Below are 24,639 nucleotides of genomic sequence, written 5' to 3' on the forward strand. Positions count from 1 at the left end.
TCGAGGAGCCCGGACACGCGGCGGACGCTTTCAGCTTGGGAAGCTAAGGTGATTTGGGGTTCTCTGTGGGGCTGACCTGCGTCCGAGCCGCGTCGGCGCTTAGATGAACGGGTCTTCGCGGTCCGGGCCGGCATGCCCGAGCGCTACCGAGCCATGGTCGACCTGGGCGGCGGGTGCGGCCTCCGTCAGGGCGAGATCCTCGGCATCGCCGTCGACGCGATCGACTTCGCGTCGCACACGCTCCACGTGGTCCAGCAACTGAAGCTGAGCCGCAGCAAGCCCGTGTTCGCCCCGCCCAAGGGCGGCAAGCTCCGGGATGTCCCACTCCCCCAGCCGGTCGCGGATGCCCTCCGGGCCCACATGACGCGGTTCCCGCCCGTCGAGATCACGTTGCCCTGGAAGGTGGCGGACGGTCCTCCCGTGACCAAGCGGTTGATCTTCACGGGACCGCGCGGCGGGCATGTATGGCGTACGTCACTCAACGAGGAGGCGTGGAAGCGAGCACTCGTGAGCGCCGGAGTGATCCCGGACCGGAAGCCCGGCCAGCCGTACGCCGAGTCCCGCGAGAACGGCATGCACGCCCTCCGCCACTTCTACGCCTCGGTCCTCCTGGACGCGGGCGAGAACATCAAGGCCCTCGCCGAGTACCTCGGCCACTCGGACCCCGGCCTGACGCTCCGCGTGTACGCGCACCTCATGCCGTCCAGCCAGGAGCGCACCCGAAAAGCCGTGGCTGCGGTCTTCGAGGGCGCATACGCTCCGGGACGCTGAGGCAGGAGGGCGAGATGTCCGACGAGGAGTCCACCGAGTACTGCACGCTGCTCTGCGACGACCCGTCCCACGAGGTGGTGCTCGTCGACTGTGGGCCCCGCGAGATGGATGTGATCCTGGCAGTGCGCAAGGTGACCGGGCTGAGCTTGTGGCACAGCCGGGTCCTGGCGCGCCAAGCGCCGGTCACCCTCAAAGGGGGTCTGTCCGCGTACAGGGCCCAGTCAGCTGTCGCTGTGCTCCAGGGCGCTGGCGCCCGAGCAGAGTGGAGACAGGAGCCGGAGCCCCGAGAGCGCACGGCCCCATCGCCCTGACGGCCCGGAGACGGCCCAGAGGCAGCGAAAAGCCCCCTCCCGGTGGAGAACCCGCAGGTAGGGGGCTTATTCGCGCGGGCTTACTTCTTCTTGCCCTGGTTCTTCACGGCCTCGATCGCCGCCGCTGCCGCGTCCGCGTCCAGGTACGTGCCGCCGGGGACGACCGGCTTGAAGTCGGTGTCGAGTTCGTAGGAGAGGGGGATTCCCGTCGGGATGTTCAGGCCCGCGATGTCGGCGTCCGAGATGCCGTCCAGGTGCTTGACCAGGGCGCGCAGGCTGTTGCCGTGGGCGGCGACCAGGACCGTGCGGCCGGTGAGGAGGTCGGGGACGATGGCGTCGAACCAGTACGGGAGCATGCGGACGACGACGTCCTTCAGGCACTCCGTCTGCGGGCGGATCTCCGGCGGCAGGGTCGCGTAGCGCGGGTCGGAGAACTGCGAGAACTCGGCGTCGCGGTCCAGCGCGGGCGGCGGGGTGTCGTAGGAGCGGCGCCACAGCATGAACTGTTCCTCGCCGAACTCGGCGAGCGTCTGCGCCTTGTCCTTGCCCTGCAGGGCGCCGTAGTGGCGCTCGTTCAGGCGCCACGAGCGGTGGACCGGGATCCAGAGGCGGTCGGCGGCCTCCAGGGACAGCTGCGCCGTGCGGATGGCACGCTTCTGGAGGGACGTGTGGACCACGTCGGGCAGCAGGCCGGCGTCCTTCAGCAGCTCACCGCCGCGCGTCGCCTCCTTCTCGCCCTTCGGGGTGAGATTGACGTCCACCCAGCCGGTGAACAGGTTCTTCTCGTTCCACTCGCTCTCGCCGTGGCGGAGGAGGATCAGCTTGTACGGTGCGTCGGCCATGGCTTCGAGCCTACCGAAGCCCCGAACGGGGTGAGCGGCCCGAGGGGCGGCGGCCGAAACGGGTGCCCTGTGGCCGGGAGCACGCACCCGCCGTGTCCACCTTCCGGGCGAATTTTTGGTTAACTCCTACGCAACCTTCCCCCACAGTCGGCTGTCTGGTAATCGCAGGACGGGTGTGGGGGTCCACGAAGAGGAGCTCTGAACGTGACCGTGCGTTCCTTTGCGCGGCGGATGAAACCGCGAGTCGAGCGGAAGGCCGCCGAGCAGGTGTGGCAGCTGCGTACCATGCGGCGGCGCCGCAGAGCGGCGGTCGGCGATCCCGTCCTGCGCCCGGTGGCCGTGCGTGGCCAGCAGCTCTACGGCCGGGTCGTGACGCGGTTCAGCGCCGCCGAGGCCGCCGCCGCCAACCTCGACCTGGTGGTCTCGGCGCTGGAGCAGGAGGGGATCTCGTACTTCCTCGTGCCGGTCTCCCGTACCCGTCACACCGTGGGTGTGAACGCCGACGACCGCGAGCGGCTCCTCACCGCCCTGGAGACGCGGTACGCCGGGCAGGCCGTGTTCATCGGCAGGCCGGTGTCCGGAGGCCAGCTCAAGCACCCCGCGATGTTCCTGGACGGCGTACTGCCGGCCAAGCTGCGCAAGGCCCCCGTGCTGCGGATCGGCGAGAACCACCTCGGTCCCGCCGGCCAGCTGCTCGCCGGACCCGAGCTGGCCTGCGACATCGAGTTCTGGGAGGACGGGGCTGCGCTGCTCGCCACCGAGGAGGGCGAGCAGCGGCTGGCGAAGGTGCAGCCGCAGGCCTCCGAGGAGGTCTTCCGCGAGTCCCTGATCACGCCGCGCAACAACGGCGTCACGGACGTGCTGCCGGCCTCCGAGCAGCAGCCGGTGACGATCCGGGTCGGCGACCGGGAGCTCCCGAGCTTCGCCGCGCTCACCCTGCCGACCGTGAATCGCGTCACGTTCCCGGTGGACGTCGTCTACACCTGGGTGGACGGGGAGCAGCCGGAGATGCGGGCCAAGCGGGCCCGGTACCAGGAGCGCGGCACGGCCGAGATCCTGGACAAGGAGACCAACGCCTCCCGCTACACCAGCCATGACGAGCTGAAGTACTCGCTGCGCTCGCTGGCGATGTACGCGGACTTCGTCCGGCACATCTACATCGTCACCGACGGCCAGAAGCCGCACTGGCTCGACGACTCGGCCGAGGGCATCACGGTCGTCGACCACCGCGACATCTTCCCCGAGGACGTCCTGCCGGTCTTCAACTCGCACGCGATCGAGACCCGGCTGCACCACATCCCGGGCCTGTCGGACCACTACCTCTACTTCAACGACGACGTGTTCGTCGGCCGCCGGATCACCCCGGAGCACTTCTTCCACGGCAGCGGCCTGATGAAGGTCCCGGTGTCCCCGCTGAAGATCGGTATCGGCAAGCCGCACTCCGAGGAGACGGCGACCAACTCCGCCAGCAAGAACGTGCGCGCGCTGCTGCTGGAGAAGTTCGGCCGGATGACGACGAACAACTTCATGCACACCCCGCTGCCGCAGCAGCGCGAGACGCTGCTGGCGCTGGAGGAGCTGTTCCCCGAGGACGTCACGCGCACCATGTCGTCCCGCTTCCGCTCGCCCACCGACATCGCCATGACGGCCCCGCTGCTGTACCAGTACGCGCTGATGACGGGCCGGGGTGTGCCGGGCAGGTTCGGCTTCCGGTACGTGAACATCAGCCGCCCGGACGCCGAGAGCCGTCTGGACGACCTGCGGGAGAACCGCCGCTTCGACTTCTTCTGCCTGAACGACGTCGACGTGCCGCCGGCGGAGCGGGAGCGGGTCAGCGTCCGGATGCACCAGTTCCTGGAGAACTACTTCCCGTTCCCCAGCCCGTACGAGAAGCAGGACGGGCGGCGCGGCGAGCAGCAGGCCGCGGAGCCGGCGCAGGAGCCGGCCGTGTCCTCCGAGCAGCAGAGCTGACCGGGCCACGGCCATGGGAATCCGTCACCGTCTCGCGGCGCCCCCGGGTCTGAGGGCCGCCCGGGACCTCGCGCTGCGCCTTGGGCGCCGGCTGCCGGCCCGGCTCTGGGCCCTGCGCGTGTCCCCGGCCCGCCGACGGCTGCGCGCCGACGTCCCCGGTCTGCGCCGGGTCGTCTGCGGCCCGGTGCGGCTGTACGGGCGCACGGTCACCGGTTACACGGCGGCGGAGGCCGCCGCCGCCGACCTCGAGCGGGTGTGCGCCCTGCTGGAGGCGGCCGAGGTGCCGTACTTCCTGGTGCCTTCCGGCCTCGGGTACGCCGGTCCACGCCGGGTGGTCGGGGTCGCGGAGTCGCATCGCGGCACGGTGCTGGACGCGGCCGCGCGGCAGTTCGCCGGCACGGCGGTGTTCGCCGGTGCCGTCGCCCCGGACGGCACGGTCACCACGGCGGTGCTGTGGGCCGACGGAGGGCTGCCGCGCGCGCTGCGGCGGGCGCCGGTGCTGCGGACCGGCGAGATACGCCTCGGCCCGCAGGGGCAGGTGCTCGGCGGTCCGGAGTCGGGGTGCGACATCGAGTTCTGGCGGCACGGCCGGGACCTGGGCGCGGACCCCGGCCATCTGACCGTGCCCGGCGTACAGCTGCCGGACGCCTTCGGGACGGCGCTCGTCGCGCCGCGCCGCAATCCGGTCTCCGAGGTGCTTCCGCTGTCGGCGCAGCGGCCGGCCGTGGTGGAGGCCGGGCGCCGCAGCGTGCCGACGTTCGCCCCGTTCGCCGGGCCCCGCGTCGACGAGGTGTGCTTCCCCGTCGACGCCGTGTACACCTGGGTCGACGGCGCGGACCCGGCGATGGCCGCCAAGCGCCGCGCCCACCAGGCGGCGTCCGAGAACGTCATCGCCCCGCGCGAGACCGGCGACTCGCGCTACACCAGCCATGACGAACTGAAGTACGCGCTGCGCTCGCTGGAGATGTACGCCGGGTTCGTCCGGCACGTCTACCTCGTGACCGACTCGCAGGTCCCCGACTGGCTGGATCCCGAGGCCGAGGGCCTGACCGTCGTCGACCACCGGGACATCCTCCCGGCCGAGGCGCTCCCGGTCTTCAACTCGCACGCGATCGAGAGCCGGCTGCACCACATCCCGGGCCTGTCGGAGCGCTACCTCTACTTCAACGACGACGTCTTCATCAACCGCCCGGTGGGGGCCGAGCACTTCTTCCACGGCAACGGCATCGCGCGCATCCCGCTGTCCCCGCTGAAGCTCGGGGTCGGCGACCCGCACCCGCTGGAGCCGGCCCCGAACTCCGCCGGGAAGAACACCCGCGAGGTGATCCGGCGCTTCCACGGCCGACAGATCACGCACAAGTCGCTGCACACCCCGCATCCGCAACTGATGGCGGTGATGCGGGAGATGGAGCAGCTCGGCATCGAGGAGCTGGAGCGGACCTCGTACTCGCGCTTCCGTTCCACCGCCGACGTCGCCCCGGCGTCCACGCTGCACCACCACTGGGCGATCGCCACCGCTCGCGCCGTACCGGCCGACTACCGCTTCCGCTACGTCCAGCTGGGCACGCCGGACATGCGGCGGCGGCTGGCCCGTCTGGAGGCGGGCGAGGAGGTCGACTTCTTCTGCCTCAACGACGTGGACACCGACCCCGGTCAACGGGCGTCGGCCCAGGCGGCCATCCATGCCTTCCTGGAGCGGAAGTACCCGTTCGCCAGCCGCTTCGAGCGGGCGGCGGACGTCGCCCCGCGGCCCTCTCGATTGACGCTCCCCGTCAATTGAGTGGCGGGGGCGCGGATCCCGTTTGTAAGTTGTGGGCTCCGCTTGCGCCGCTTACAGCTGTGGGGGATCCGCGATGTCGTCAGCCACCCTGAGACGTGTCGTCCGGGAGAGCGTCTCAGGGCTCCCCCGCGAGTTCTGGTGGCTGTGGACCAGCACCCTGATCAACCGGCTGGGCGGGTTCGTGGCCACCTTCATGGCCATGTACCTGACCATCGACCGCGGCCACTCCGCCTCGTACGCCGGACTGGTCGCGGCCCTCTACGGCCTCGGCGGCGTCGTCCTCTCCCTCGGCGGCGGCGTCATGGCCGACCGGCTGGGGCGGCGGCCCACGCTGCTCATCGCCCAGTCGTCGATGGCGGTGTCCGTCGCGCTGCTCGGGTTCGTGCGGCACCCGGTGGCCATCGCCGCCGTCGCCTTCCTGGTGGGCGCCGCCTCCAGCGCCTCCCGGCCCGCGGTGCAGGCGATGATGGCGGACATCATCCGCCCCGAGGACCGGGTCCGCGCGTTCTCGTTGAACTACTGGGCGATCAACCTCGGCTTCGCGATCTCCTCCACGGCCGCCGGCTTCGTCGCCGAGGTCAGCTACCGCGCCGGCTTCCTGATCGAGGCCGGGATGACCATGGCCTGCGCGGTCGTCGTCTTCGTGAAGCTGCCGGAGTCCCGGCCCGAGCGGACGGCCACGGCGCGGCAGGCGGACGCCGTGTCCCTCGTCACCGTGCTGCGCGACGGCCGCTTCATGGGCGTCGTCGGGCTGTCGTTCCTGCTCGCGCTGATCTTCCAGCAGGGCTCGGTCGGCCTGCCGATCGCCATGGGCGAGGCCGGGTTCACGCCCGCCGACTACGGCATGGCCCTCGCCGTCAACGGGCTGCTGATCGTCGCGCTCCAGATCCCGGTCACCCGCTTCATCGAGCACCGCGACCCCCGGCGACTGCTGATCATCTCCTCGCTGCTGGCCGGGTACGGCTTCGGCCTCACGGCGTTCGCCGGATCGGTCGCCCTCTTCGCGCTGACCGTCTGCGTGTGGACCCTCGCCGAGATCGTCATGGCGCCCACCCAGACCGGCCTCGTCGTCGCCCTCTCCCCGGACCACGGGCGCGGCCGCTACCAGGGCATGCACACCATGTCCTGGTCGGTCGCGGGCCTGATCGCGCCGCTGATGTCGGGCCTCGTCATCGACCGGTACGGCGCGCAGTGGCTGTGGGGGATCTGCGCGGTGGTCGGTACGGCGGCGGCGCTCGGGTACGCCGTCCTGATGCGCCGCCTCCCCCGGCGCGAGCCGGCCGTCCTCGCGGTGCCTTCCCCGGCGAAGTCCGAGGTCGCCGCCTGACCCGGCGCTACGGGTGCATCCGCGCGCCCTTGAGCGCCTTGTCCACGGCGTTGCGCGGGCCGTGGACGGCGAGTCCCACGAGGTCCAGCTCGCCGGTCCGCACGGCCCGTACCGCCGCCCGGTTGTCGCGGTCGTTGCCGGTGGCGAAGAGGTCCGAGGTGAACACCGCGCGCGGCAGGGCGCGTGCGAGCACGCGCGCGTGGGCCGCGGTCAGCGTCTCCTTGGTGCCCTCGAAGACCAGTACCGGCTGGCGGAACATCGGCAGGTAGGGCACGCCGTCGGCGTCCGCGTAGGGCTCGCCGATCACCTCGGGGACCTCCCGGCCGAGGCCGCTGACCAGGAAGGCGGTGACGTTCAGCCGCTGCCAGGTCTCCAGGTCCTCGCGGAGCAGGACGGCGATCTTGGTGTCGAAGCGGCCGGCGCGGTCAGGTGCGGAATCGTTCATGGGAGCAGCCTGCCGACCGTCGTGCGGGCCGGTCTTGTACGTTTTTTGCATGGCCCAGCAGCGGGAGGTCTCCGCCTGGCGACCACCCGTCGCGGGCGTCGTCGAGGTCTTCCACGCCCACTTCACCGAGTACGCCTATCCGATGCACGTCCACGAGGCGTGGACGCTGCTGATCGTGGACGACGGCGCCGTGCGCTACGACCTGGACCGGCACGAGCACGGCACCCCGCACGACACCGTGAGCCTGCTGCCGCCGCACGTCCCGCACAACGGCTCGGCCGCCACCGCGCACGGCTTCCGCAAGCGGGTGCTGTACCTGGACGGCCCGCTGCTCGGCGACGAACTGATCGGGCCCGCCGTCGACGCGCCCGACCTGCGCGACCCGGTGCTGCGGCGGCGCGTCGGGCAACTGCACGCGGCGCTCCGCGACCCCGGGGACGAGCTGGAGGCCGAGAGCCGGCTGGCGCTCGTCGGGGACCGGCTGCGCGCCCATCTGCGCCCACGGCTCGCCACCACCGGTCCGCGCACCGACCCCGCCCTCGCCCGCAGGCTGCGGGAGCTCCTCGACGAGCGGGTCGTGCACGGACTGTCGCTGGACGAGGCGGGCGGGCTCCTCGACGCCCATCCCGCCCACCTGGTACGGGCGTTCAGCGGCGCGTACGGCATCGCGCCCCACCAGTACCTGAACTCCCGGCGCGTCGAGCGGGCCCGGCGGCTGCTGCTGGCGGGTGTCCGCCCGGCCGAGGCGGCGGCCGCGACCGGGTTCTACGACCAGGCGCATCTCACCCGGCATTTCCGGCGGTTGGTGGGCGTGCCCCCGGGCCGTTACCGCGCGGGCCCGCCGTCCTCAGGTCCCTCGCGAGGTCCCTCGCGCTGAGTCAGGTGCGCGAACGCGTCGAGGTTGCGGGTCGACTCGCCGCGCGCGACGCGCCACGCGTACTCCTTGCGGATCGCGGAGGCGAAGCCCTTCTCCAGCAGGGTGTTGAAGGCGCCGTCGGCGGCCTGGAGGATCTGGCCGAGCAGCCGGTCGATCTCGTCGGAGGTGACGGCGGCGAGCGGCAGCTTGCCGGTGACGTAGATGTCGCCGAGCGGGTCGACGGCGTAACTCACGCCGTACAGCTTGAGGTTGCGCTCCAGGAGCCAGCGGTGGACGGCCGGTTCGTTCTCGTCGGGGTGGCGGATCACGAAGGCGTTCAGCGACAGGGAGTGGCGTCCGGCGATCAGGGAGACCGTCGTCGACAGCTTGCGGGTGCCGGGGAGCTTGACCACGTAGTGGCCGGGAGCGGGACTCTCCCACTCCAGCTCGGCGCCCTTGAACACGCCCTCGATGACCTGCGCGGCCCGCTGCTCTGCATCGCCCATGGCGGCAGCGTACGTCAGCCGTGGTGGGCCCGGGAGCGGCGGCGGTGGGACTGCAGGGCCGCCGTGTAGACCTCCGCGGTGGCGGCCGCCGAGGCGTCCCAGCCGAAGGAGCGGGCGTGCTGGGCCGCGGCCTCGCCGAGCCGGTCGCCCAGGTGCGGATCGTCGGCGAAGCCGCGCAGCACGCGCGCGTACGCCGCCGGATCGTGGCCCTGGACGAGGAACCCGGTCCCGCCGTCGCGCACGGCCACCGGCAGCCCGCCGACCGCGGCCGCCAGCACCGGCGTACCGGCCGCCTGCGCCTCGATGGCGACCAGCCCGAACGATTCGCTGTACGACGGCATGACCAGCACGGACGCGGCCCGGAACCAGTCCGCGAGCTGGTCCTGGCCGACCGGCGGGCGGAACCGCACGACGTCGGCGATGCCCAGCCGCGCGGCCAGCTTCTGCAGGCCCTCCGGCTTGGCGAGGCCGCTGCCGCTCGGGCCGCCGACGACCGGGACGACCAGCCGGGAGCGCAGGCCGGGTCGCTCGTCGAGCAGCACGGCGACCGCGCGCAGCAGCACGTCGGGGGCCTTCAGAGGCTGTATGCGGCCCGCGAAGAGGGGGATCAGGGCGTCCTGCGGCAGGCCCAGACGGGCGCGGGCGGCGGCCCGGCCGTCGGCGGGGTGGAAACGGTCGAGGTTGACGCCCGGATGGACCACGGCGACCTTGGCGCGGGCGGCGGCGTAGTGCCGCACCAGCTCGTCGGCCTCCTCGGCGGTGTTGGCGATCAGCCGGTCCGCGGCGGCCACGATCTGGGTCTCGCCGATGACCCGGGCGGCCGGCTCGGGGGTGTCGCCGTCGGCGAGGTTGGCGTTCTTGACCTTGGCCATGGTGTGCATGGCGTGCACCAGGGGGACGCCCCAGCGCTGGGCGGCGAGCCAGCCGACATGGCCGGAGAGCCAGTAGTGCGAGTGGACGAGGTCGTAGTACCCGGGGCGGTGGCCGGCCCAGGCCTGCATCACGCCGTGCGTGAAGGCGCACAGCTGGGCCGGGAGGTCCTCTTTGGCGAGGCCCTCGTAGGGACCGGCGTCGACGTGCCGGACGAGGACGCCGGGGGCCAGCTCCACGGCGGGCGGGAGGGCGCCGGTGGTCGCGCGCGTGAAGATCTCGACCTCGATGTCGAGGGCGGCGAGGCGCTGCGCGAGTTCCACGATGTAGACGTTCATGCCGCCGGCGTCGCCGGTGCCGGGCTGGTGGAGCGGAGAGGTGTGCACGGAGAGCATGGCCACGCGGCGTGCGCGCCGGTGCCCCAGACGGAGCCGCGAGGGGGACACCGGCGAGCGGCGACCGAGCCTGCTGACGTAATGGCTCACGTGCCGTCCTCCTTGCCGTGGGCATGCCTGCCGGAGGACGCCGGGGCCCTCTGAACCTGTGCAACACCGGAGGTCGGTGCTCCATTTCCAGAGACTGGTTTTTTGCTGAATCATTACCGCTCATCGCTCAACCGTTCGAGGCTGAAGCGCGTTCTGTCCGGACCGGGGCGGAACATCCGGCGGGACGCCCGGCCGGACACCCGCCGGGCGCCCATACCCTCGTAGGTATGTCGGCCCGCACCACTCCCCTCCCCCGCCCTCGGCCCCGTCCGGCCGGTGGGGCACCCGTCGTGGGCACGGTGACGCGCGGAACGACCAATCCGAACCGGCTGCGGCGCATGGACCGCTGGATCGCCGCCACGCACGGTCACGAGCTGCGCCGCGCCACCGCCCCGATCGCCGTCGACCTCGGCTACGGCGCCGCCCCCTGGACCGCCGTGGAGCTGCTCACCCGCCTGCGCGCCACCGCGCCGCACGCGCGCGTGGTCGGCGTCGAGATCGAGCCCGCGCGCGTGGCCGCCGCGCAGCCGTACGCGCGCGAGGGCCTCGCCTTCCGGCACGGCGGCTTCGAGGTGCCGCTCCCGGGGCGGCCCCACCTCATCCGCGCGGCGAACGTGCTGCGCCAGTACGACGAGGCGCAGGTCGCCGGCGTGTGGGAACGGCTGTGCGCGCGGCTCGCGCCCGCCGATCCGGCGACCGGCTCGCGCGGCGGGCTGCTGGTCGAGGGGACCTGCGACGAGATCGGCCGGCGGCACGTGTGGGTCGCGCTCGGCCCGGAGGGCCCGCGCACGGTGACCTTCGCGACCCGCCTCGGCTCCCTGGCACGCCCCTCGGACCTGGCGGAACGCCTGCCCAAGGCGCTGATCCACCGCAACGTCCCCGGTGAGCCGGTGCACGCCTTCCTGCGCGACTTCGACCGCTCCTGGGCGGCCGCCGCGCCCTACGCGTCGTACGGCGCCCGCCAGCGCTGGATCCGGGCCGTGCGGGACCTCACGGCCGACTGGCCGGTCACGGACGGTCCGACGCGCTGGCGCCAGGGGGAAGTGACCCTCGCCTGGGGGGCGTTGGCGCCGCGCGTCTGAGGCGTCGGCGCCGCGCGTCCGAGAGGTCCGCGCGCCGGCCGGCGTGAACGGCGCCCCAACGGCGCGCGCACTGAAGCCGTTCGGCCTTTTCCCTTCGTTTCCCCGGCGCGCCGGATCACACGGAACGATCTCGGTGAGTCGTTCGTCACAAAAGGCGGGGGGTTCGTCGCTCGACGGCCGGAATGGGGGAGGGAGTCACTGCCTCTGTCGTTTTGCGCCACGGCATGGCACGATCGCCCGGGCGTTCCATGTTACTGACGGGCCATCAGTTTGGGGGCAGGGGTATGGCAAGGGGCAAGCGCGGCCTGATCGCGGCGGCGGTGACGGTGGTCTGCGCCGTCACCGTGCTGGGAGCACCCGGCGTGGCCTTCGCGGCACCCGCACCGCCCCCCGCCCCGTCCACGACCCCCGGCACGGGCGCGGGTTCGCCCCCCGCCACCAACGCGGAGCTGGAAGCGGTCCGCGAGCGGCTCGACACCCTCTACCGCGAGGCGGCCTCGGCCACCGACGCCTACAACGCGGCCGAGGAGAAGGCGGAGCGGCAGTCCGCCGAGATCGTCGCGCTGGCGAAGCGGATCGTCGAAGGCAAGGAGAAGGTCGCCGAGTTGCGGAAGCGCGTCGGCTCCGCGGCCGCCGCGCAGTACCGCACCGGCGGACTGCCGCCCGAGGCCCGTCTGATGCTCAGCGACGACCCGGGCGAGTTCCTCGACGGCAGCAGCCGGGTCAGCCAGGGCGAGCGCGCCACCCGGCATCTGCTGCGGGAGCTGACCCGTACCCAGCAGGACTTGGAGCTGTACGCCAAGGACGCCTCGGCCCAGTGGAAGAAGCTGGAGGCGGGCCGCAAGGCCAAGGCCACCGCCCGCAAGAAGATCGAGCAGCGGATCGCGGCGGCCAGGAAGCTGGAGTCCCAGCTGGAGAAGGAGGAGAAGAAGCGCCTGGCGGAGCTGGAGGAACGGGCCGCCTACGAGGCGCAGACCGCCTGGCTGGACTCCGGCGTCCTCGACGGGATCGACGGCACCGCCACCGAGCAGGGCAGCGCGGCCGTGAAGTTCGCGACCCGGCAGATAGGCAAGGCGTACGAATGGGGCGCCGAGGGCCCGAAGACGTACGACTGCTCCGGACTGACCTCGCAGGCCTGGGCGGCGGCCGGCAGCGCCATCCCGCGCACCTCGCAGCAGCAGTGGAAGCAGCTCGAGCGCGTCGCCGTCCAGGACATGCGCCCCGGCGACCTGATCATCTACTTCGACGACGCCAGCCACGTCGGGATGTACGTGGGGGACGGCGCGATGGTGCACGCCCCGCGCCCGGGGCGGACGATCACGATCGCGGGGGCCGGTTCGATGCCGATCCTCGGAGTGGTACGCCCGCACACGCAGTGAGCGGACGGGGCGGCAACGCCCCGTGAACTCCGGTGACGTGGCCCACGTGACCCACCCCACGCCCTGCTCCGCCGAACCGGCGACCGACGTGACCTTCGTCATCAGGCCCCGGGCGGCGTCCTGTCCAACTGCGATAGGGATCGCGGCATATGACAGTGGCCGATCACCGAGCGGCGTGCCTCACACCATTCCGTTGCGGCGCCGACACCCGCTATGGTCCCGGTCGGTGGGTCGAGGTCCCTCGCACCCGCCATGCCCTCGGGGGGAGGGAAGGAACCCAGGACAATGCCCGTACCCGTACCGCGGCAGAGAGCGATCCCGGCCGTGGAAAGTGGTCAGGCGCAGGCCGCGCCCGCAGTCCGCGGCCTCTCCGGTGCATCCGGTGATCCCGGTACCGAGGCTCCGCGCAACGAAGCGCACAAGGAAGACAAGGCCCACAAGAACGCCGGCACGACCACGGACACCAACCTCACGCTGCTGCTGATCGAGGACGATCCCGGCGGCTCACCGATCGTGCCCGAGCTGCTCGACCAGTCCGGCAAGCCGATCCGTATCCGTACCGCCCGCAACCTCACCGAGGCCGCGCGGCTGCTGACCGACGACGTCCACTGCATCCTGCTGGACCTCGCGCTGCCCGCACCCGGCCGCACCGACGACGGCGACGAGGAGCTGTACGTCCTGCGGCACGTGCTGGAGCTCGCGCCCCGGCACGCCGTCCTCGCCCTCACCGCGTCCGGCGACGCCGAGCGCGGCGCCGAGGCGGTGCGCGTGGGCGCCCAGGACTATCTGTTCCGCGACGAGCTGGACGGCCGGCTGCTGAGCCGCGCGATCCGGTACGCCGTGGAGAGGAAACGTTCCGACACGGCCGAGCGACGGCTCGCCGAGGGCCGGCTGCGGGCCCAGGAGAACCGTCGGCTGGAGCGCGGCCTGCTGCCCACGCCGCTGCTGCACGGCTCTTCCCTGCGCTTCGCGGCCCGCTACCGCCCCGGCCGCTCGCGCGCGCTGCTCGGCGGCGACTTCTACGACGTCGTGCGCACACCGGACGGCACCGTGCACGCCATGATCGGCGACGTCTGCGGGCACGGCCCCGACGAGGCCGCGCTCGGCGTCGAGCTGCGTATCGCGTGGCGCGCGCTGACGCTGGCGGGCCTGTGCGGCGACCAGCTGCTGGACACCCTCCAGCAGGTGCTGGAGCACGAGCGCTCCGACGACGAGATCTTCGCGACCCTGTGCACGGTCGACATAGCGCCGGACGGCCGCCGGGCCGGCCTGTGCCTGGCCGGGCACCCGGCCCCGCTGGTCGCCCGCCCCGGTCGCCCGCCGCGGCTGCTGCCGTACGACAACAACGGCCCCGCTCTCGGTCTGCTGCCGGGCGCGCGCTGGCCGCGGATGCAGGTGGAGCTGGGCCGGGAGTGGAGCCTGATGCTCTACACCGACGGCCTGATCGAGGGCCATGTCGGCGCGGGCCGCGAGCGGCTCGGCCAGGACGGCATGGTGGAGATGATCAGCCGCCAGCTCTCCCAGGGACTGCGCGGGGAGCGGCTGCTGCGCGAGGCGGTCAACGAGGTGCGGGAGCTGAACGGCGGCGAGCTCACCGACGACGTGGCGGTCCTGCTGCTGGACCGGGTGCCGTAACGGCGGCACCCGTGCGGGGTGGGGCGCACCGGGGCGCCCGGCCGAGCGAGGGCGCCCTCAGGCGCCGCGGGCCGCGAGGCCGCCGCTCACCGTCCGCCGTTGTACGGGCCGTACGGGCCGTCGCTGCTCGAACCGCGGTGGGCGCGGCCCCCGCCCGGGAGACCGCGCAGGGCGGGGCGGACGTCGACCATGTACACGATCGTCGCGATGAGGCCGATGATCGGCAGGAACGACAGGATGTTGAAGATCAGGTTCACCACGAAGGCGAGCCCGAGGATGATCAGCCAGAAGGGCTTGCTCTGCTTGTCGGCCGCGCGGTAGGCGTCCTCACGGCGCGTGGCGGCGTCGATCATCGCGAAACCGCTGAAAAGGATCAGGGCCATGCTCAGCAGCCACATGAACCCGGCGAATCCCTGCATCAGCACAACGTCCACCACCCGTATCGGCTAGTCCCTACGCGGCCACCGTACCCGCAACCGTCGGACCGCTACCCGAAGAACGGGCCGGGCACCCAAGGAGTGCCCGACCCGTTACCGATCGCCCGTCCGTGTCACTTGCCCGACGGCGTCGTCTTCTTCGCCGGGGTGGCCTTGCGAGCGGCCGGAGCCTTCTTCGCGACGGGCTTCTTCACCGCGGCGGGCTGGGCCGGGGCGGCGGCCGGCTTGGCCGGAGCCGCGGCGGGCCTGGCCTCGGCCGGCTTGCTCTCCGGCTCGACGGCGATCGCCAGCTCCTCGATCTCCTCGGCGGCCTCGCCCCGCCAGGTCCGCACGGCCTGCTCACCGTGCTCGGCGACCTTCTCGTAGGTCTCGCGGGCCTTCACGGCGTACTCGGCGGCCATGCCGACACCGCGCAGGGCGAGGTCCTGGGCGGTCTCGCCCAGCTTCTTGATGTCCGAGTCGAGGGAGCCGATGAACTCGTTGACCCGGGTCTGGACGTTCTCCTGCGTCTCCTTGACGCGGGCGGTGGCCTTCTCCTGGACGGCCTTGGGGTCGGTGTTGCGCACGGCCTCGATGCGGGCCGGAGCCTCGTTGCGCAGCTGGTCGACGAGGCCGGGCACCTTCTTGGCCTGCTGCAGGGCGAGGTCGGCGGTGCCGGCGGCGAAGTACAGCGGCCGCGGGTCGGTGAGGGTCTTGCGCAGGTCTTCGGTGATGGCCATGGTGCTGGTCCTCCCGGTGGCTTTCTGTGAGGGTTGGGGTCCCGCCGCGTCCGCCCGGCTCAGCCGGCGGATCGCCGCCGCGGGTCGGCGTCGCCGCCGTCGTCGTCGCTGCCGTCGGCGGCCTGGGTGTCACGTACGGCGCCGTCGCCGTGTCCGGAGCCGCCGCGATCACGGGGACCGCCGGGATCGCGGGCGTCGCGCCCGGCCAGGCTGTCGTCCCCGGGGCCGTCGTCGCCGCCGGAGCCGTCGTCGCCGGTGTCGCTCGGGGCCCCGTCCTGCGCCGCGGACGCCTTGCCGGACTCGAAGCCGTTCTCCTTGCGGAACGACTCGTAGACCTGGAGCAGCACCTGCTTCTGCCCCTCGTTGAGCGTGGGATCGGCGAGGATGACGGCGCGCGTCTCGACCTCGTCCCGGTCCCGCTCGGCGTCGAGGATCCCGGCCCGCACGTACAGCGTCTCGGCGGAGATCCGCAGCGCCTTGGCGACCTGCTGCAGCACCTCCGCGCTCGGCTTGCGCAGCCCGCGCTCGATCTGGCTCAGATACGGATTGGACACCCCGGCGGCGTCGGCGAGCTGCCTGAGCGACAGCTGCGCGTTGCGCCGCTGTTCACGCAGATACTCACCGAGATTGCCGACGTTGAGCGATGCCATGTCTCCACCATGCCGCGCACTGCTAACAATTGCAAGCAACCTGCTTGCAAGAGTGCGCCATGCCACTCGTACGGCAGCACCGGGAGCGCCGGGAGCACCGCCCGCCCCACACGGCAGACTGAGCGCCATGACCGCAACGGACGTCAAAGCCGATCTTCACTTCTATCTGCAGTCCGCCCGCGACGCCCTGCTGTGGAAGCTGGAAGGGCTCTCGGAGTACGACATCCGCCGCCCGCTCACCCCGACGGGTACCAACCTGCTGGGCCTGGTGAAACATGTGGCGAGCATGGAGCTCGGCTATCTCGGCGAGACCTTCGGGCGGCCCTCCGCGGAGCCGCTGCCCTGGCTGGACGCGGACGCCGAGCCCAACGCGGACATGTGGGCCACCGCCGACGAGTCCCGCGAGTTCGTCGTGGGGCTCTACCGCCGGGCGTGGGCCCACGCGGACGCGACGATCGACGCGCTGGCGACGGAGACCGTCGGCAAGGTGCCGTGGTGGCCCGAGGGCAAGGACGAGGTGACGTTGCATCACGCCGTCGTCCGGGTCATCGCCGACACACAGCGGCACGCCGGGCACGCCGACATCGTCCGCGAACTCATCGACGGGGCCGTGGGGATGCAGGACGGCAACACCAGCATCCCGCCGGGCGGGACGGCGTGGTGGGAGGAGTACCGGGACCGGCTGGAGCGGGCTGCCCGTGAGGCGGACGGGGGCGGGTAGGGCAAAGGGAAGGGGACGGCGTACGCGCGCGTGCCGCCGCCCCCCTTCCGGTTCCCGCGTCAGCTGGACGTCCGTCCGTCGAGCGTCTCGCGCAGGATGTCCGCGTGCCCCGCGTGCTGGCTGGTCTCGGAGATGACATGCAGCATCACCCCGCGCACGCTGCGCACCGCGCCCGGCTCGTTCCACGGCGCCCGCGGCAGCGGATGCGTCACCGACAGGTCGGGGACCGAGGCGAGGGTCTTCTCGGTCACCGCGGCGACCTCCTCGTAGCGCCGCAGGATCCCGGCCAGCGTCTCGCCGGGCAGCATCGCGAAGTCGTTGCCGTGGTCGATCATCCACTGCGGGACCTCGCGTGCGGTGCCGGCCGCGATGTCGGCCCAGGTGACGCCCTCGGGCAGGTCGAAGTTCATCGCCGAGGGGCCTTCGACGGCGAAGCGCAGCCATGCCTCCTCCATGGACGCGACGTGCTTGATCAGCCCGCCCAGGCACAGCGCGCTGACCGTCGGGCGCTCGCCGGCCTGCTCGTCGCCGAGGTCGTCCGTCGTCCGGACGAGGGCGGCCCGCGCGTTCGCGAGGGCGGTGAGCAGGGCGGTCCGCTCGTCGTCGAGCGGGGAGGTGGGGTGGGTCGCGGCAGTCACGGTGATCGGGTCCTTCCGGGGTCGTGGACGTGCGGTACGAGTTCACCGTCGCAGCCATAGCGGTCAGATCGTGTCCGCTACTCCGGGCAGGGTGCGGGACATGCCCAAGACCTCAGCCCGACTGCTGTCCCTGCTCTCCCTGCTCCAGGCGCGCCGGGACTGGCCGGGCGCGCTCCTGGCCGAGCGGCTGGAGATCAGCCCCCGTACCGTGCGCCGCGATGTCGAACGCCTGCGTGAGCTGGGCTATCCCGTCCTGGCCGTCAAGGGCCCCGAGGGCGGCTACCGGCTCGCCGCCGGCAGCGATCTGCCCCCGCTGCTCTTCGACGACGAGCAGGCCGTCGCTCTCGCCGTGGCCCTGCGGATCGCCACCACCGCCGGTGCCGGCATCGAGGAGGCCGCGGCCCGCGCGCTGACCACCGTCCGGCAGGTCATGCCCGCGCGGCTGCGCCACCGCATCGACACCGTGCGGGTCACCGCCGTGGACCGGCCCGGGAACCGGCCCCGACCCGTCGTCGACAGCCGCGTGCTCCTGGCGCTCGGCGCGGCCACCCACGCGCGGGAGGTGCTCCGCTTCGACTTCGCGCCCGGCGCGCACGAGGACGGCGCCCCGCGCGGCCCGCGCCGGGTGGAGCCGCATCACGTGGTCACCTGGGGCGGCCGCTGGTACCTCGTCGCCTGGGACCTCGACCGCGCGGACTGGCGCACCTTCCGCGCCGACCGCATCACCCCGCGCGTCCCCACCGGCCCCCGCTTCACCCCGCGCGACCTGCCCGGGGGCGACGTGGCCACCTTCGTCACCGACCGGTTCCACGGCTTCGGCGCGGCAGGTGGGGTGGGCGGCGTCGGCGGCGCCGGTGAGTGGCCGTGCCGGGGCGAGGTGATCCTCGATCTGCCGGCCTCCGTCGTGTCCCGGCACAGCCACGACGGTCTCGTCGAGGAACTGGGCCCCCACCGCTGCCGGCTCGTCCTGGGCTCATGGTCATGGACCGGCCTCGCCGCCCTCGTCGGCAGGTTCGACGCCGGCATCGAGGTCGTCGGCCCGCCGGAGCTCCGGGACGCCTTCGCGCGGCTGGCGCGGCGCTTCGCCGACGCCTCGGGCACCCGCCGGGACGCCGGCTGAGAGAGCGGTGAGCCGGCCGCCGTACCACCCACTTATTTGTGCGTACTTGGCACCGCGCGCCCCCGGGGAGAGGCTGGTCGCGGGTGGTCAGGAGGCCGGCGAGGTCGCGGTGAGGCGCTCCAGACGGCGGTGGCCCCAGTCGGAGACGGGGGCCAGTGCCGTGGAGAGTTCACGGCCGAAACCGGTCAGGGAGTAGACGGTCTTCAGGGGCATCACGTCGTGCACCTCACGGTGGACGAGGCCGTCCGTCTCCATCTCGCGCAGCGCCTGGGTCAGCACCTTCTCGGTCAGGCCCGGCAGCTTCCGGCGCAGTTCGCCGGGGCGGTGCGGGCCCGACTCCAGGAGCCACAGCAGGGACGTCTTCCACTTGCCGTCGATCACCGCGATCGCGGCGGTCACTCCGCAGACGTTCGGATCCTGGGCCTGCCTGCGCGTCATTGCCGCCCCTTTGTGATGAATTTTTCGAATCGTTCTCAAGGGAGTTGAACAAGCATGTCCACGTACGACGACCAGTCTGCCGTCACCGTGCTCGGTCTGGGGCCGATGGGCCGCGCCCTGGCCGGCGCCTTCCTGGACGCCGGTCTGCGCACCACCGTCTGGAACCGCACCCCCGGCCGGGACGGCGACCTGGCCGCCCGGGGAGCCGCCTGCGCCAGGACGCCGGAGGAGGCCGTCGCGGCGAGCGACCTCGTCGTGGTCTGCGTGGTGAACTACGACGCCTGCGACGCGATCCTCCGGCGGCCCGCCGTCGCCGACGCCCTCAAGGGCCGCACCCTCGTGAACCTCACCGCCGACACCCCGGCCCGGGCCCGCGACACCGCCGCCTGGGCCGCGGCGCACGACATCCGCTACCTGGACGGCGCGATCATGACGCCGACCACCAGCATCGGCACCCCCGAGGCGGTGTTCCTGCACAGCGGCCCCGAGCAGGTGTACCGGGCGCACCGGCCCGCCCTGGACACGCTCGGCGGCACGCACACCCACCTCGGCGAGGACGTCGGACGGGCGGCCGCGTACGACGTGGCACTGCTCGACATCTTCTGGACGGCGATGGCGGGCTACGCGCACGCCCTCGCCGTGGCTCGCGCGGAAGGCATCAGCGGGCGGGAACTCGCGCCCTTCGCGCAGGGCATCGCCGCCATCCTGCCGCCGCTGTTCGAGGAGTTCGCGGGCGACGTCGACGACGCCACCTACTCCGGGGAGCTCAACCCGATCACCTCGGCGGTCTCCTCGATGTCCCACGTCATCGAGGCCTCCGAGGGCCACGGCATCGAGGCGGGCGTGATGCGCGCGGCGGAGGGCCAGGCCCGCCGCGTCATCGGCCTCGGCCACGGAACGGACGGGTTCATGCGGGTGACGGATCTGCTGAGCGGGGGCGCGCGCCGGGCGTGAGCGCCCGGGAGGCGGGCCGCGCCCGCCTGTCGCGGAACCTCACCTCCGGAAAGCGGGCCCGCGCGCCCCCTGCCACGGCCCTCACCTCCGGAAAGCGGGCCCGCGCGCCCCCTGCCACGGCCCTCACCTCCGGGATACGGGCCGCGCGGCCCCCGCCACGGCCGTCACCTGCGGGAAGACAGGGCGCGCGTCCCCTGCCACGGCTCACCTTCGGAAAGCGGCCCCCGCGACCCCCGCCACGGACCTCACCTCCGGGATGCGGCCCCCGCGACCCCCGCCCATGGCCGACACCTGCGGAGAAAAGGACGGGAGGCTCCCGCCACGGCCCTCACCGCCGGAAACAGGCCGCGCGCCCCCGCCGGCCCTCACCTCCGGGAAACGGCCCCCGCGACCCCCGCCACGACCCTCACCCGCGACTCACCCACCCCGCCACTGCCGCGAAGTCCGCCGGAGTGAGCCCCACCCGGTGGTTCACGCGGTGCAGCAGGGCCCGGCCGGGGTGGTGGGCGGTCACCCAGTCCCGGTCGGACGCCCTGATCTCGTCGTCCAGCCACACGAAGGGCCGGCCCGCCGCCCAGGCCACGAGCGGCCGGGTCTTCCAGTGCAGCGGTCCGGGCCGCCCGGCCTCCTCCGGCCAGTCCACGGCCGGGAGCGGGGGCAGACCGAGCCAGGGCGCCATGAGCTCGTTCGCCTCGTCCAGCCAGGTGGTGGCCCACACCAACTCGCAGCCCAGCGCCCGCAGCCGGGGGCCGAGCGCCGGATCGACCCTGCTCAGCAGCGGGTTCCCGGAGCTCCGGCCGCGCGGCGTCCCGTACACCGGATACGGGTCCGCCGACCCGAAGGGCAGCAGCGTCCCGTCGATATCCAGGAAGAGAAGCATCGCGCCTAGGCTACTGTTCCTCTCATGACTGCCGGGTTTGCGGCCAAGTGCCGCGAGCGAGTTGGGTGCCCGGCCTCTGAATGAGGCTGAGGCGGGCCAGGAGTCCGCCGCTCTCTCTCCGCGCGATCACGCGCGTTCGTCCACCGATCACCAGTGACGAGCACGGCCGGAGAGAGAAGAGAACACCGAGCATGCCCAACGACACCATCGACGACTTCAACCATCAGGTCATCGAGGAGTTCCGCGCCAACCGGGGCCGCGTCGGCGGCTATTTCGAGGGCGCCCGCCTGATCCTCCTCACGACCACCGGCGCCCGTACGGGCACCGAGCACACCACCCCTGTGGCCTACCTCCCCGACGGCGGCGACCGCATCCTGGTCATCGCCTCCGCGGGCGGCGCCCCCAGACACCCCGCCTGGTACCACAACCTCCTCGCCCATCCCGAGGTGACCGTGGAGAGCGGCGCGTTCACCTACCAGGCGCGCGCCGAGGTGCTGAGCGGCGCCGCGCGCGACGAGGCCTTCGCGCGGGCCGTCGAGACCGACGCGGGCTGGGCGGAGTACCAGGAGAAGGCGGGCCGGGTGATACCGGTCGTGGCCCTCCACGAGATCGCCGGTGGGCCGCCCCGCATCGCCGCCGGCTCCATGGGCGAGGCCATCAAGGTGGTGCACGACGCCTTTCGGCGCGAACTCGCGCTCATCCGGGGCGAGATGGACCAGGCCGCCGGGAACGGCGGTCGTCTCGGCGCCCAACTGCGCGTCAACTGCCTCACGTTCTGCCACGGACTGCACAACCACCACACCGGCGAGGACCTCGGCCTGTTCCCCTTCCTCGCCGACCGCCACCCGACGGCCGCACCCACCGTCGAACGGCTCCGCGAGGAGCACGAGCACATCGCCGCCCTGGTGGAGGACCTGCGCACGGCCATCGCAACGGAGGATCCGGCCACCGCCCGCTCGGAGGTCGCACGCCTCACCACCGAACTGGAGGCGCATCTGACCTACGAGGAGGAACACCTGATCCCGCTGCTCGACGCCTGACACCCCTGGCGCGCGACCCGTCCGACCGCGTCGCCCTCTCGCCCCCCGCGGCGCCATACGGGCGGCGCGGGTCAGGCGGCGTCGAGCAGACGGGTCGTGCGCTTCAGGGTGTGCGCGTACCGGTCCGCCGCCTGGCGCACGGCCGGTACGTCGAGGCTCATGCCATGGACGATGCGGTCCAGGTCCACGTACGCGGAACGCACGATCTCGATCAGCTGGTACACCCGCCGGTCGCGCTGCCAGCCACGGCTGTGCTCGGGGCCGACGCGCTCCTCCCAGCGGGCGAACATGCGGTGCCGGATCTCGCTGCGCGCCGGTGTCAGGTGGAGGTGCCGGACGAGGTCGTGGAGGGGATCACCGATCAGGGCCATCTCCCAGTCGATGAGGGCGAGTCCGGTCCCGTGGCGGGGGTCGTCGGTGCGGACGAGATTCCAGGGGTTGAGGTCTCCGTGCAGCAGCGCCGGCCGACGGGGGGTGACTCGGTGGCGGGCGAGCAGTTCGGCCAGTCGCGGCGCGTCGGGCAGCCCCAGGCGCCGGGCGGCGAGCAGGGTCCGCTCCGGGAGCCCGGCGACCATCGTGGCCACGCGGTCGGCGAGCCAGGGGTGGAAGTCGCGTGCCGCGTGCGCGGCCAGCGGATCGAGGGTGGCGCAGTCGAGTGCGGTCAGCGCGCAGAGCTGGTCGACGAGCAGATCCGCCTCGTGCGGCAGCAGACCCTCCACCGGGTGCACGCAGGGCCGTCCGTCCGGGGCGGGCTCGCCGGGCAGCGGGCCGAGGTAGGTGAGGACCGCGAACGGCTCGGCGGGCTCGCTCTGGCCCCGCGCCAGGACCCTCGGTGCCGCCACCTCCACGCCGGCCTCCTCGATGGCCCTCAGCACCGGGTACTCCTCCAGCGTCGTGAAGACGCTCTCGTGGCGGTGGGCCGGTGCCGCGTCACGGCGTACCAGGACCGCGCCGAAGCCCGGGGCGCTGACCACGGTGTTGCGATGGGCGGTGCCCCGGAAGACGTGATCGGCGCTCGCACGGTCCTCGGCGGCCAGCACGGCGCCCACCAGGTCGTGCGGGAAATCGGCCCGCTCCGGCACTCGCGGGTCGGGGACGAAGGGAAGGGCCGCGGCACCGCGACGGCCGAACCAGGGGCGCCGGACCGTATGCCCGGCCGCCTGCCGGGCGTGCGGGACCAGGGGGACGCCGGGCCGGTCCGGCGGATCGGTGAACGGAACGGGGTCGGCCGCCGCGGTCCGCAGCGCACGGTGCAGCGACGAGGCGGCCAGGCCGAGGTACGCCTCGGGGTCCGGGCCGGTGGCGAGGTACCGGGCGGTATGCATCACAGCCCAGTAGACGGACTGCGCCCACTCGAAGTCCACATGACGGCGAAGATCTCCCTCCAGTCCGTCGGCCGCCCGGGCCGGCGCTCCGGAGACGGCCTGCGTCCACGTCCGGAAGACCTCGCCCCGGCGGGCTTCCGGATACCGCGTGCGGACGAGATGAGTGGCCAGGTCGTGCAGGGGATCGCCGTACGCCGCCGTCTGCCGGCCCGCGCGGCCGGGCACCGGCGGGTCGGCCGCCGGAACCATCAGGTCGCAGCGGTGTGCGTCGGTGTGGAGGAGCCGGTACGGCAGAACTCCGGGTGCGGCGTTCCCTGCTGGGGGGAGCCCGCGGAGGCCGGGCCACATGCGGACATCGACGGCCGCCGGTCGGAGGCCGCCGGGCAGGCAGTCCCATCTGTGCGCGAGCGGTACCACCAGTCGTCGCTCCTGTCACGCAAGGATGACGGGAGGACCACCATAGCCGTGAGAAGGTGCCGTTCCGGGGCAGATCACCTGACGATTGGTTTACTTGGCGAGGTTCTTCCACAGGGAGTCGAACCAGGCCTGCGTGCCCTCCACGAGCAACGCGTGGTTCGGATCGTCGCTGTCCTTGACGAAGTGTGTGAACTTGGCGATGAGGCCGAGGGCGTCGAGTGCCTGGATCTCGGTCTCCAGCCTCTTCAGGACCAGCGGGCGTTCACCCACCACGTAGTAGGCCTGGAGCATCTCCTCGCCGTTCATCAGATAGACCTTGAACGGCGGGGTCAGGGGCACATGACGGATCTCCACGTCGACGGTCTCGACCGACCCCCGGGCCTTGAAGGTCAGGAGCCGCCCCTTGACCTCGCCGGAATGCCACTCGGCGAGTTCCCGCTGACGCTCGCGCATCGCCTCCCGGTACTGCGGGTCCAGCGACTGCGGATACGGCATGTCCAGCTCGGGGTCGGGAAGCATCATCCGCAGCACGATCCGCTGCGGGGCCTCCAGCTTGCCGCGCTGGATACGCTCGTCCAGTCTGCGGAGCTGGTTGTTCAACGACTCGGCCGTGAGCGTGAAGACGTCGAGGGTGACCTCCGCGCGGGCGAAGGCCTGGTCCATGAACCACTCGAGGCTGGCCGGCTGACCCGACTGGTCCGTCGACCGCGCCGAACGGATGCCCTCCGGAACGCGGATCACCCGGGTCCCGCTGCCCTGCCGCCGCTCCACCCAGCCCTCGTTGGCCAGCTCCGTCAGCACGCTGCGCACGGTGTCCCGGGCCACGCCGAGCTCGGCGGCCAGGTCACGCTCCGCCGGCAGCAGGCTGTGGAGCGGGTACTCACCGTCGAGCAGCCGGCTCCGCAACGTCGACATGACGTCGTCGAACCGCTGCCTGCGCCCGGTCGTACCGCTCCGCTCATCGCTCACCCTACGACCCTACCGCCATTCCTCCAATAGTGGACCTCTCTCCACCACTTCACCCAACCATCACCGAAGAA

At 72.5% G+C, this 24,639-nt stretch carries 24 protein-coding genes and 1 pseudogene; 13 read left to right on the forward strand and 12 right to left on the reverse strand.

Annotated elements, in window-relative coordinates; all coding sequences use genetic code 11:
• Positions 1-105: 105 nt before the first annotated feature.
• Together ACIP2X_RS36965 and ACIP2X_RS36970 are read left to right on the forward strand one after the other, a co-directional pair.
• A pseudogene (locus tag ACIP2X_RS36965) lies at positions 106-771 on the forward strand (tyrosine-type recombinase/integrase); the annotation flags it as partial.
• Positions 772-785: 14 nt separating this feature from the next.
• Entirely contained in the window at positions 786-1,082 is a 297-nt protein-coding gene (locus ACIP2X_RS36970) for a ribosomal protein L7/L12 (RefSeq protein WP_401682454.1), read from the forward strand.
• An 80-nt stretch (positions 1,083-1,162) separates the two neighbouring features.
• Here the strand turns inward: ACIP2X_RS36970 and ACIP2X_RS36975 are convergent, their stop codons facing one another.
• The gene (locus ACIP2X_RS36975) at positions 1,163-1,924 is read right to left on the reverse strand and encodes a phosphoglyceromutase (protein ID WP_401682457.1); all 762 of its coding nucleotides are present in this window, start codon (positions 1,922-1,924) and stop codon (positions 1,163-1,165) included.
• 204 nt (positions 1,925-2,128) lie between these two features.
• Here ACIP2X_RS36975 and ACIP2X_RS36980 point away from each other — a divergent pair, with 204 nt between their 5' ends.
• The 3 genes from ACIP2X_RS36980 (at position 2,129) to ACIP2X_RS36990 (ending at position 7,002) form a co-directional block, all read left to right on the forward strand.
• Complete coding sequence (locus ACIP2X_RS36980) at positions 2,129-3,895, forward strand: stealth family protein (RefSeq protein WP_401682460.1); 1,767 nt, start codon at positions 2,129-2,131, stop codon at positions 3,893-3,895.
• Positions 3,896-3,908: 13 nt separating this feature from the next.
• The gene (locus ACIP2X_RS36985) at positions 3,909-5,675 is read left to right on the forward strand and encodes a stealth family protein (protein ID WP_401682462.1); all 1,767 of its coding nucleotides are present in this window, start codon (positions 3,909-3,911) and stop codon (positions 5,673-5,675) included.
• 73 nt (positions 5,676-5,748) lie between these two features.
• Positions 5,749-7,002 (forward strand): MDR family MFS transporter, encoded by a 1,254-nt coding sequence (locus ACIP2X_RS36990; RefSeq protein WP_401682465.1) that lies wholly within the window; start codon positions 5,749-5,751, stop codon positions 7,000-7,002.
• A gap of 7 nt (positions 7,003-7,009) precedes the next feature.
• On the opposite strand, the gene ACIP2X_RS36995 is transcribed toward ACIP2X_RS36990, so the two are convergent.
• Positions 7,010-7,447 carry a DUF2000 family protein gene (locus ACIP2X_RS36995; RefSeq protein WP_401682468.1) on the reverse strand — a complete coding sequence of 146 codons (438 nt, stop codon included), beginning with the start codon at positions 7,445-7,447 and terminating at the stop codon, positions 7,010-7,012.
• A gap of 49 nt (positions 7,448-7,496) precedes the next feature.
• On the opposite strand from ACIP2X_RS36995, the gene ACIP2X_RS37000 reads away from it, so the two are divergent.
• Positions 7,497-8,324, forward strand: coding sequence for a helix-turn-helix domain-containing protein (locus ACIP2X_RS37000; protein WP_401682470.1), 828 nt, complete (start codon positions 7,497-7,499; stop codon positions 8,322-8,324).
• On the opposite strand, the gene ACIP2X_RS37005 is transcribed toward ACIP2X_RS37000, so the two are convergent.
• Both ACIP2X_RS37005 and mshA read right to left on the reverse strand, forming a co-directional pair.
• The gene (locus tag ACIP2X_RS37005; protein ID WP_401682473.1) at positions 8,273-8,809 is read right to left on the reverse strand and encodes a YbjN domain-containing protein; all 537 of its coding nucleotides are present in this window, start codon (positions 8,807-8,809) and stop codon (positions 8,273-8,275) included. The two genes, ACIP2X_RS37000 and ACIP2X_RS37005, sit on opposite strands and share 52 nt — an antisense overlap.
• Before the next feature lie 14 nt (positions 8,810-8,823).
• Positions 8,824-10,164: a D-inositol-3-phosphate glycosyltransferase gene (gene mshA, locus ACIP2X_RS37010; protein WP_401682476.1), complete on the reverse strand. Its 1,341-nt coding sequence runs from the start codon at positions 10,162-10,164 to the stop codon at positions 8,824-8,826.
• Between the two features lie 290 nt (positions 10,165-10,454).
• Between mshA and ACIP2X_RS37015 the strand changes: the two genes are divergently transcribed.
• From ACIP2X_RS37015 to ACIP2X_RS37025, 3 genes are all read left to right on the forward strand, one after another.
• Positions 10,455-11,246, forward strand: coding sequence for a class I SAM-dependent methyltransferase (locus tag ACIP2X_RS37015; protein ID WP_401682478.1), 792 nt, complete (start codon positions 10,455-10,457; stop codon positions 11,244-11,246).
• Positions 11,247-11,530: 284 nt separating this feature from the next.
• On the forward strand, positions 11,531-12,625 hold the full coding sequence (locus tag ACIP2X_RS37020; protein ID WP_401682481.1) for an NlpC/P60 family protein: 1,095 nt from the start codon (positions 11,531-11,533) through the stop codon (positions 12,623-12,625).
• A 285-nt stretch (positions 12,626-12,910) separates the two neighbouring features.
• The gene (locus tag ACIP2X_RS37025) at positions 12,911-14,260 is read left to right on the forward strand and encodes a PP2C family protein-serine/threonine phosphatase (RefSeq protein WP_401682484.1); all 1,350 of its coding nucleotides are present in this window, start codon (positions 12,911-12,913) and stop codon (positions 14,258-14,260) included.
• A gap of 86 nt (positions 14,261-14,346) precedes the next feature.
• Here ACIP2X_RS37025 and ACIP2X_RS37030 read toward each other — a convergent pair whose 3' ends face one another.
• From ACIP2X_RS37030 to ACIP2X_RS37040, 3 genes are all read right to left on the reverse strand, one after another.
• On the reverse strand, positions 14,347-14,679 hold the full coding sequence (locus ACIP2X_RS37030) for a DUF2516 family protein (RefSeq protein WP_401682487.1): 333 nt from the start codon (positions 14,677-14,679) through the stop codon (positions 14,347-14,349).
• Positions 14,680-14,810: 131 nt separating this feature from the next.
• Entirely contained in the window at positions 14,811-15,416 is a 606-nt protein-coding gene (locus ACIP2X_RS37035) for a hypothetical protein (protein WP_401682490.1), read from the reverse strand.
• Between the two features lie 59 nt (positions 15,417-15,475).
• Positions 15,476-16,066 carry a helix-turn-helix domain-containing protein gene (locus ACIP2X_RS37040; RefSeq protein ID WP_401682493.1) on the reverse strand — a complete coding sequence of 197 codons (591 nt, stop codon included), beginning with the start codon at positions 16,064-16,066 and terminating at the stop codon, positions 15,476-15,478.
• Between the two features lie 127 nt (positions 16,067-16,193).
• Here ACIP2X_RS37040 and ACIP2X_RS37045 point away from each other — a divergent pair, with 127 nt between their 5' ends.
• Entirely contained in the window at positions 16,194-16,787 is a 594-nt protein-coding gene (locus ACIP2X_RS37045; protein ID WP_401682495.1) for a DinB family protein, read from the forward strand.
• Positions 16,788-16,846: 59 nt separating this feature from the next.
• Here ACIP2X_RS37045 and ACIP2X_RS37050 read toward each other — a convergent pair whose 3' ends face one another.
• Positions 16,847-17,425, reverse strand: coding sequence for a DinB family protein (locus ACIP2X_RS37050; RefSeq protein WP_401682498.1), 579 nt, complete (start codon positions 17,423-17,425; stop codon positions 16,847-16,849).
• A 100-nt stretch (positions 17,426-17,525) separates the two neighbouring features.
• On the opposite strand from ACIP2X_RS37050, the gene ACIP2X_RS37055 reads away from it, so the two are divergent.
• Positions 17,526-18,545 (forward strand): helix-turn-helix transcriptional regulator, encoded by a 1,020-nt coding sequence (locus tag ACIP2X_RS37055; protein WP_401682501.1) that lies wholly within the window; start codon positions 17,526-17,528, stop codon positions 18,543-18,545.
• Between the two features lie 87 nt (positions 18,546-18,632).
• Here ACIP2X_RS37055 and ACIP2X_RS37060 read toward each other — a convergent pair whose 3' ends face one another.
• The gene (locus ACIP2X_RS37060; RefSeq protein ID WP_401682504.1) at positions 18,633-18,983 is read right to left on the reverse strand and encodes a winged helix-turn-helix transcriptional regulator; all 351 of its coding nucleotides are present in this window, start codon (positions 18,981-18,983) and stop codon (positions 18,633-18,635) included.
• 54 nt (positions 18,984-19,037) lie between these two features.
• Between ACIP2X_RS37060 and ACIP2X_RS37065 the strand changes: the two genes are divergently transcribed.
• Positions 19,038-19,937: an NAD(P)-dependent oxidoreductase gene (locus ACIP2X_RS37065; RefSeq protein WP_401682507.1), complete on the forward strand. Its 900-nt coding sequence runs from the start codon at positions 19,038-19,040 to the stop codon at positions 19,935-19,937.
• Between the two features lie 406 nt (positions 19,938-20,343).
• Here ACIP2X_RS37065 and ACIP2X_RS37070 read toward each other — a convergent pair whose 3' ends face one another.
• Entirely contained in the window at positions 20,344-20,817 is a 474-nt protein-coding gene (locus ACIP2X_RS37070; RefSeq protein WP_401682510.1) for an HAD domain-containing protein, read from the reverse strand.
• A 191-nt stretch (positions 20,818-21,008) separates the two neighbouring features.
• Here ACIP2X_RS37070 and ACIP2X_RS37075 point away from each other — a divergent pair, with 191 nt between their 5' ends.
• Positions 21,009-21,857 (forward strand): nitroreductase/quinone reductase family protein, encoded by an 849-nt coding sequence (locus ACIP2X_RS37075; RefSeq protein WP_401682513.1) that lies wholly within the window; start codon positions 21,009-21,011, stop codon positions 21,855-21,857.
• Positions 21,858-21,928: 71 nt separating this feature from the next.
• On the opposite strand, the gene ACIP2X_RS37080 is transcribed toward ACIP2X_RS37075, so the two are convergent.
• Together ACIP2X_RS37080 and ACIP2X_RS37085 are read right to left on the reverse strand one after the other, a co-directional pair.
• The gene (locus ACIP2X_RS37080) at positions 21,929-23,431 is read right to left on the reverse strand and encodes a phosphotransferase family protein (RefSeq protein ID WP_401682515.1); all 1,503 of its coding nucleotides are present in this window, start codon (positions 23,429-23,431) and stop codon (positions 21,929-21,931) included.
• A gap of 258 nt (positions 23,432-23,689) precedes the next feature.
• Entirely contained in the window at positions 23,690-24,568 is an 879-nt protein-coding gene (locus ACIP2X_RS37085) for a GntR family transcriptional regulator (RefSeq protein ID WP_401682518.1), read from the reverse strand.
• Positions 24,569-24,639 lie beyond the last annotated feature (71 nt).

The sequence above is a fragment of the Streptomyces sp. NPDC089424 genome, from assembly GCF_044749345.1.
Taxonomy (GTDB): Bacteria; Actinomycetota; Actinomycetes; order Streptomycetales; family Streptomycetaceae; genus Streptomyces.

Coding starts and splice junctions, on each gene's coding strand:
- ACIP2X_RS36970 (WP_401682454.1), top strand. CDS start 786: ATGTCCGACGAGGAGTCCACCGAGTACTGCACGCTGCTCTGCGACGAC.
- ACIP2X_RS36975 (WP_401682457.1), bottom strand. CDS start 1,924: ATGGCCGACGCACCGTACAAGCTGATCCTCCTCCGCCACGGCGAGAGC.
- ACIP2X_RS36985 (WP_401682462.1), top strand. CDS start 3,909: ATGGGAATCCGTCACCGTCTCGCGGCGCCCCCGGGTCTGAGGGCCGCC.
- ACIP2X_RS36990 (WP_401682465.1), top strand. CDS start 5,749: ATGTCGTCAGCCACCCTGAGACGTGTCGTCCGGGAGAGCGTCTCAGGG.
- ACIP2X_RS36995 (WP_401682468.1), bottom strand. CDS start 7,447: ATGAACGATTCCGCACCTGACCGCGCCGGCCGCTTCGACACCAAGATC.
- ACIP2X_RS37000 (WP_401682470.1), top strand. CDS start 7,497: ATGGCCCAGCAGCGGGAGGTCTCCGCCTGGCGACCACCCGTCGCGGGC.
- ACIP2X_RS37005 (WP_401682473.1), bottom strand. CDS start 8,809: ATGGGCGATGCAGAGCAGCGGGCCGCGCAGGTCATCGAGGGCGTGTTC.
- ACIP2X_RS37020 (WP_401682481.1), top strand. CDS start 11,531: ATGGCAAGGGGCAAGCGCGGCCTGATCGCGGCGGCGGTGACGGTGGTC.
- ACIP2X_RS37025 (WP_401682484.1), top strand. CDS start 12,911: ATGCCCGTACCCGTACCGCGGCAGAGAGCGATCCCGGCCGTGGAAAGT.
- ACIP2X_RS37030 (WP_401682487.1), bottom strand. CDS start 14,679: ATGCAGGGATTCGCCGGGTTCATGTGGCTGCTGAGCATGGCCCTGATC.
- ACIP2X_RS37035 (WP_401682490.1), bottom strand. CDS start 15,416: ATGGCCATCACCGAAGACCTGCGCAAGACCCTCACCGACCCGCGGCCG.
- ACIP2X_RS37040 (WP_401682493.1), bottom strand. CDS start 16,066: ATGGCATCGCTCAACGTCGGCAATCTCGGTGAGTATCTGCGTGAACAG.
- ACIP2X_RS37045 (WP_401682495.1), top strand. CDS start 16,194: ATGACCGCAACGGACGTCAAAGCCGATCTTCACTTCTATCTGCAGTCC.
- ACIP2X_RS37055 (WP_401682501.1), top strand. CDS start 17,526: ATGCCCAAGACCTCAGCCCGACTGCTGTCCCTGCTCTCCCTGCTCCAG.
- ACIP2X_RS37060 (WP_401682504.1), bottom strand. CDS start 18,983: ATGACGCGCAGGCAGGCCCAGGATCCGAACGTCTGCGGAGTGACCGCC.
- ACIP2X_RS37065 (WP_401682507.1), top strand. CDS start 19,038: ATGTCCACGTACGACGACCAGTCTGCCGTCACCGTGCTCGGTCTGGGG.
- ACIP2X_RS37070 (WP_401682510.1), bottom strand. CDS start 20,817: ATGCTTCTCTTCCTGGATATCGACGGGACGCTGCTGCCCTTCGGGTCG.
- ACIP2X_RS37075 (WP_401682513.1), top strand. CDS start 21,009: ATGCCCAACGACACCATCGACGACTTCAACCATCAGGTCATCGAGGAG.
- ACIP2X_RS37080 (WP_401682515.1), bottom strand. CDS start 23,431: ATGGTTCCGGCGGCCGACCCGCCGGTGCCCGGCCGCGCGGGCCGGCAG.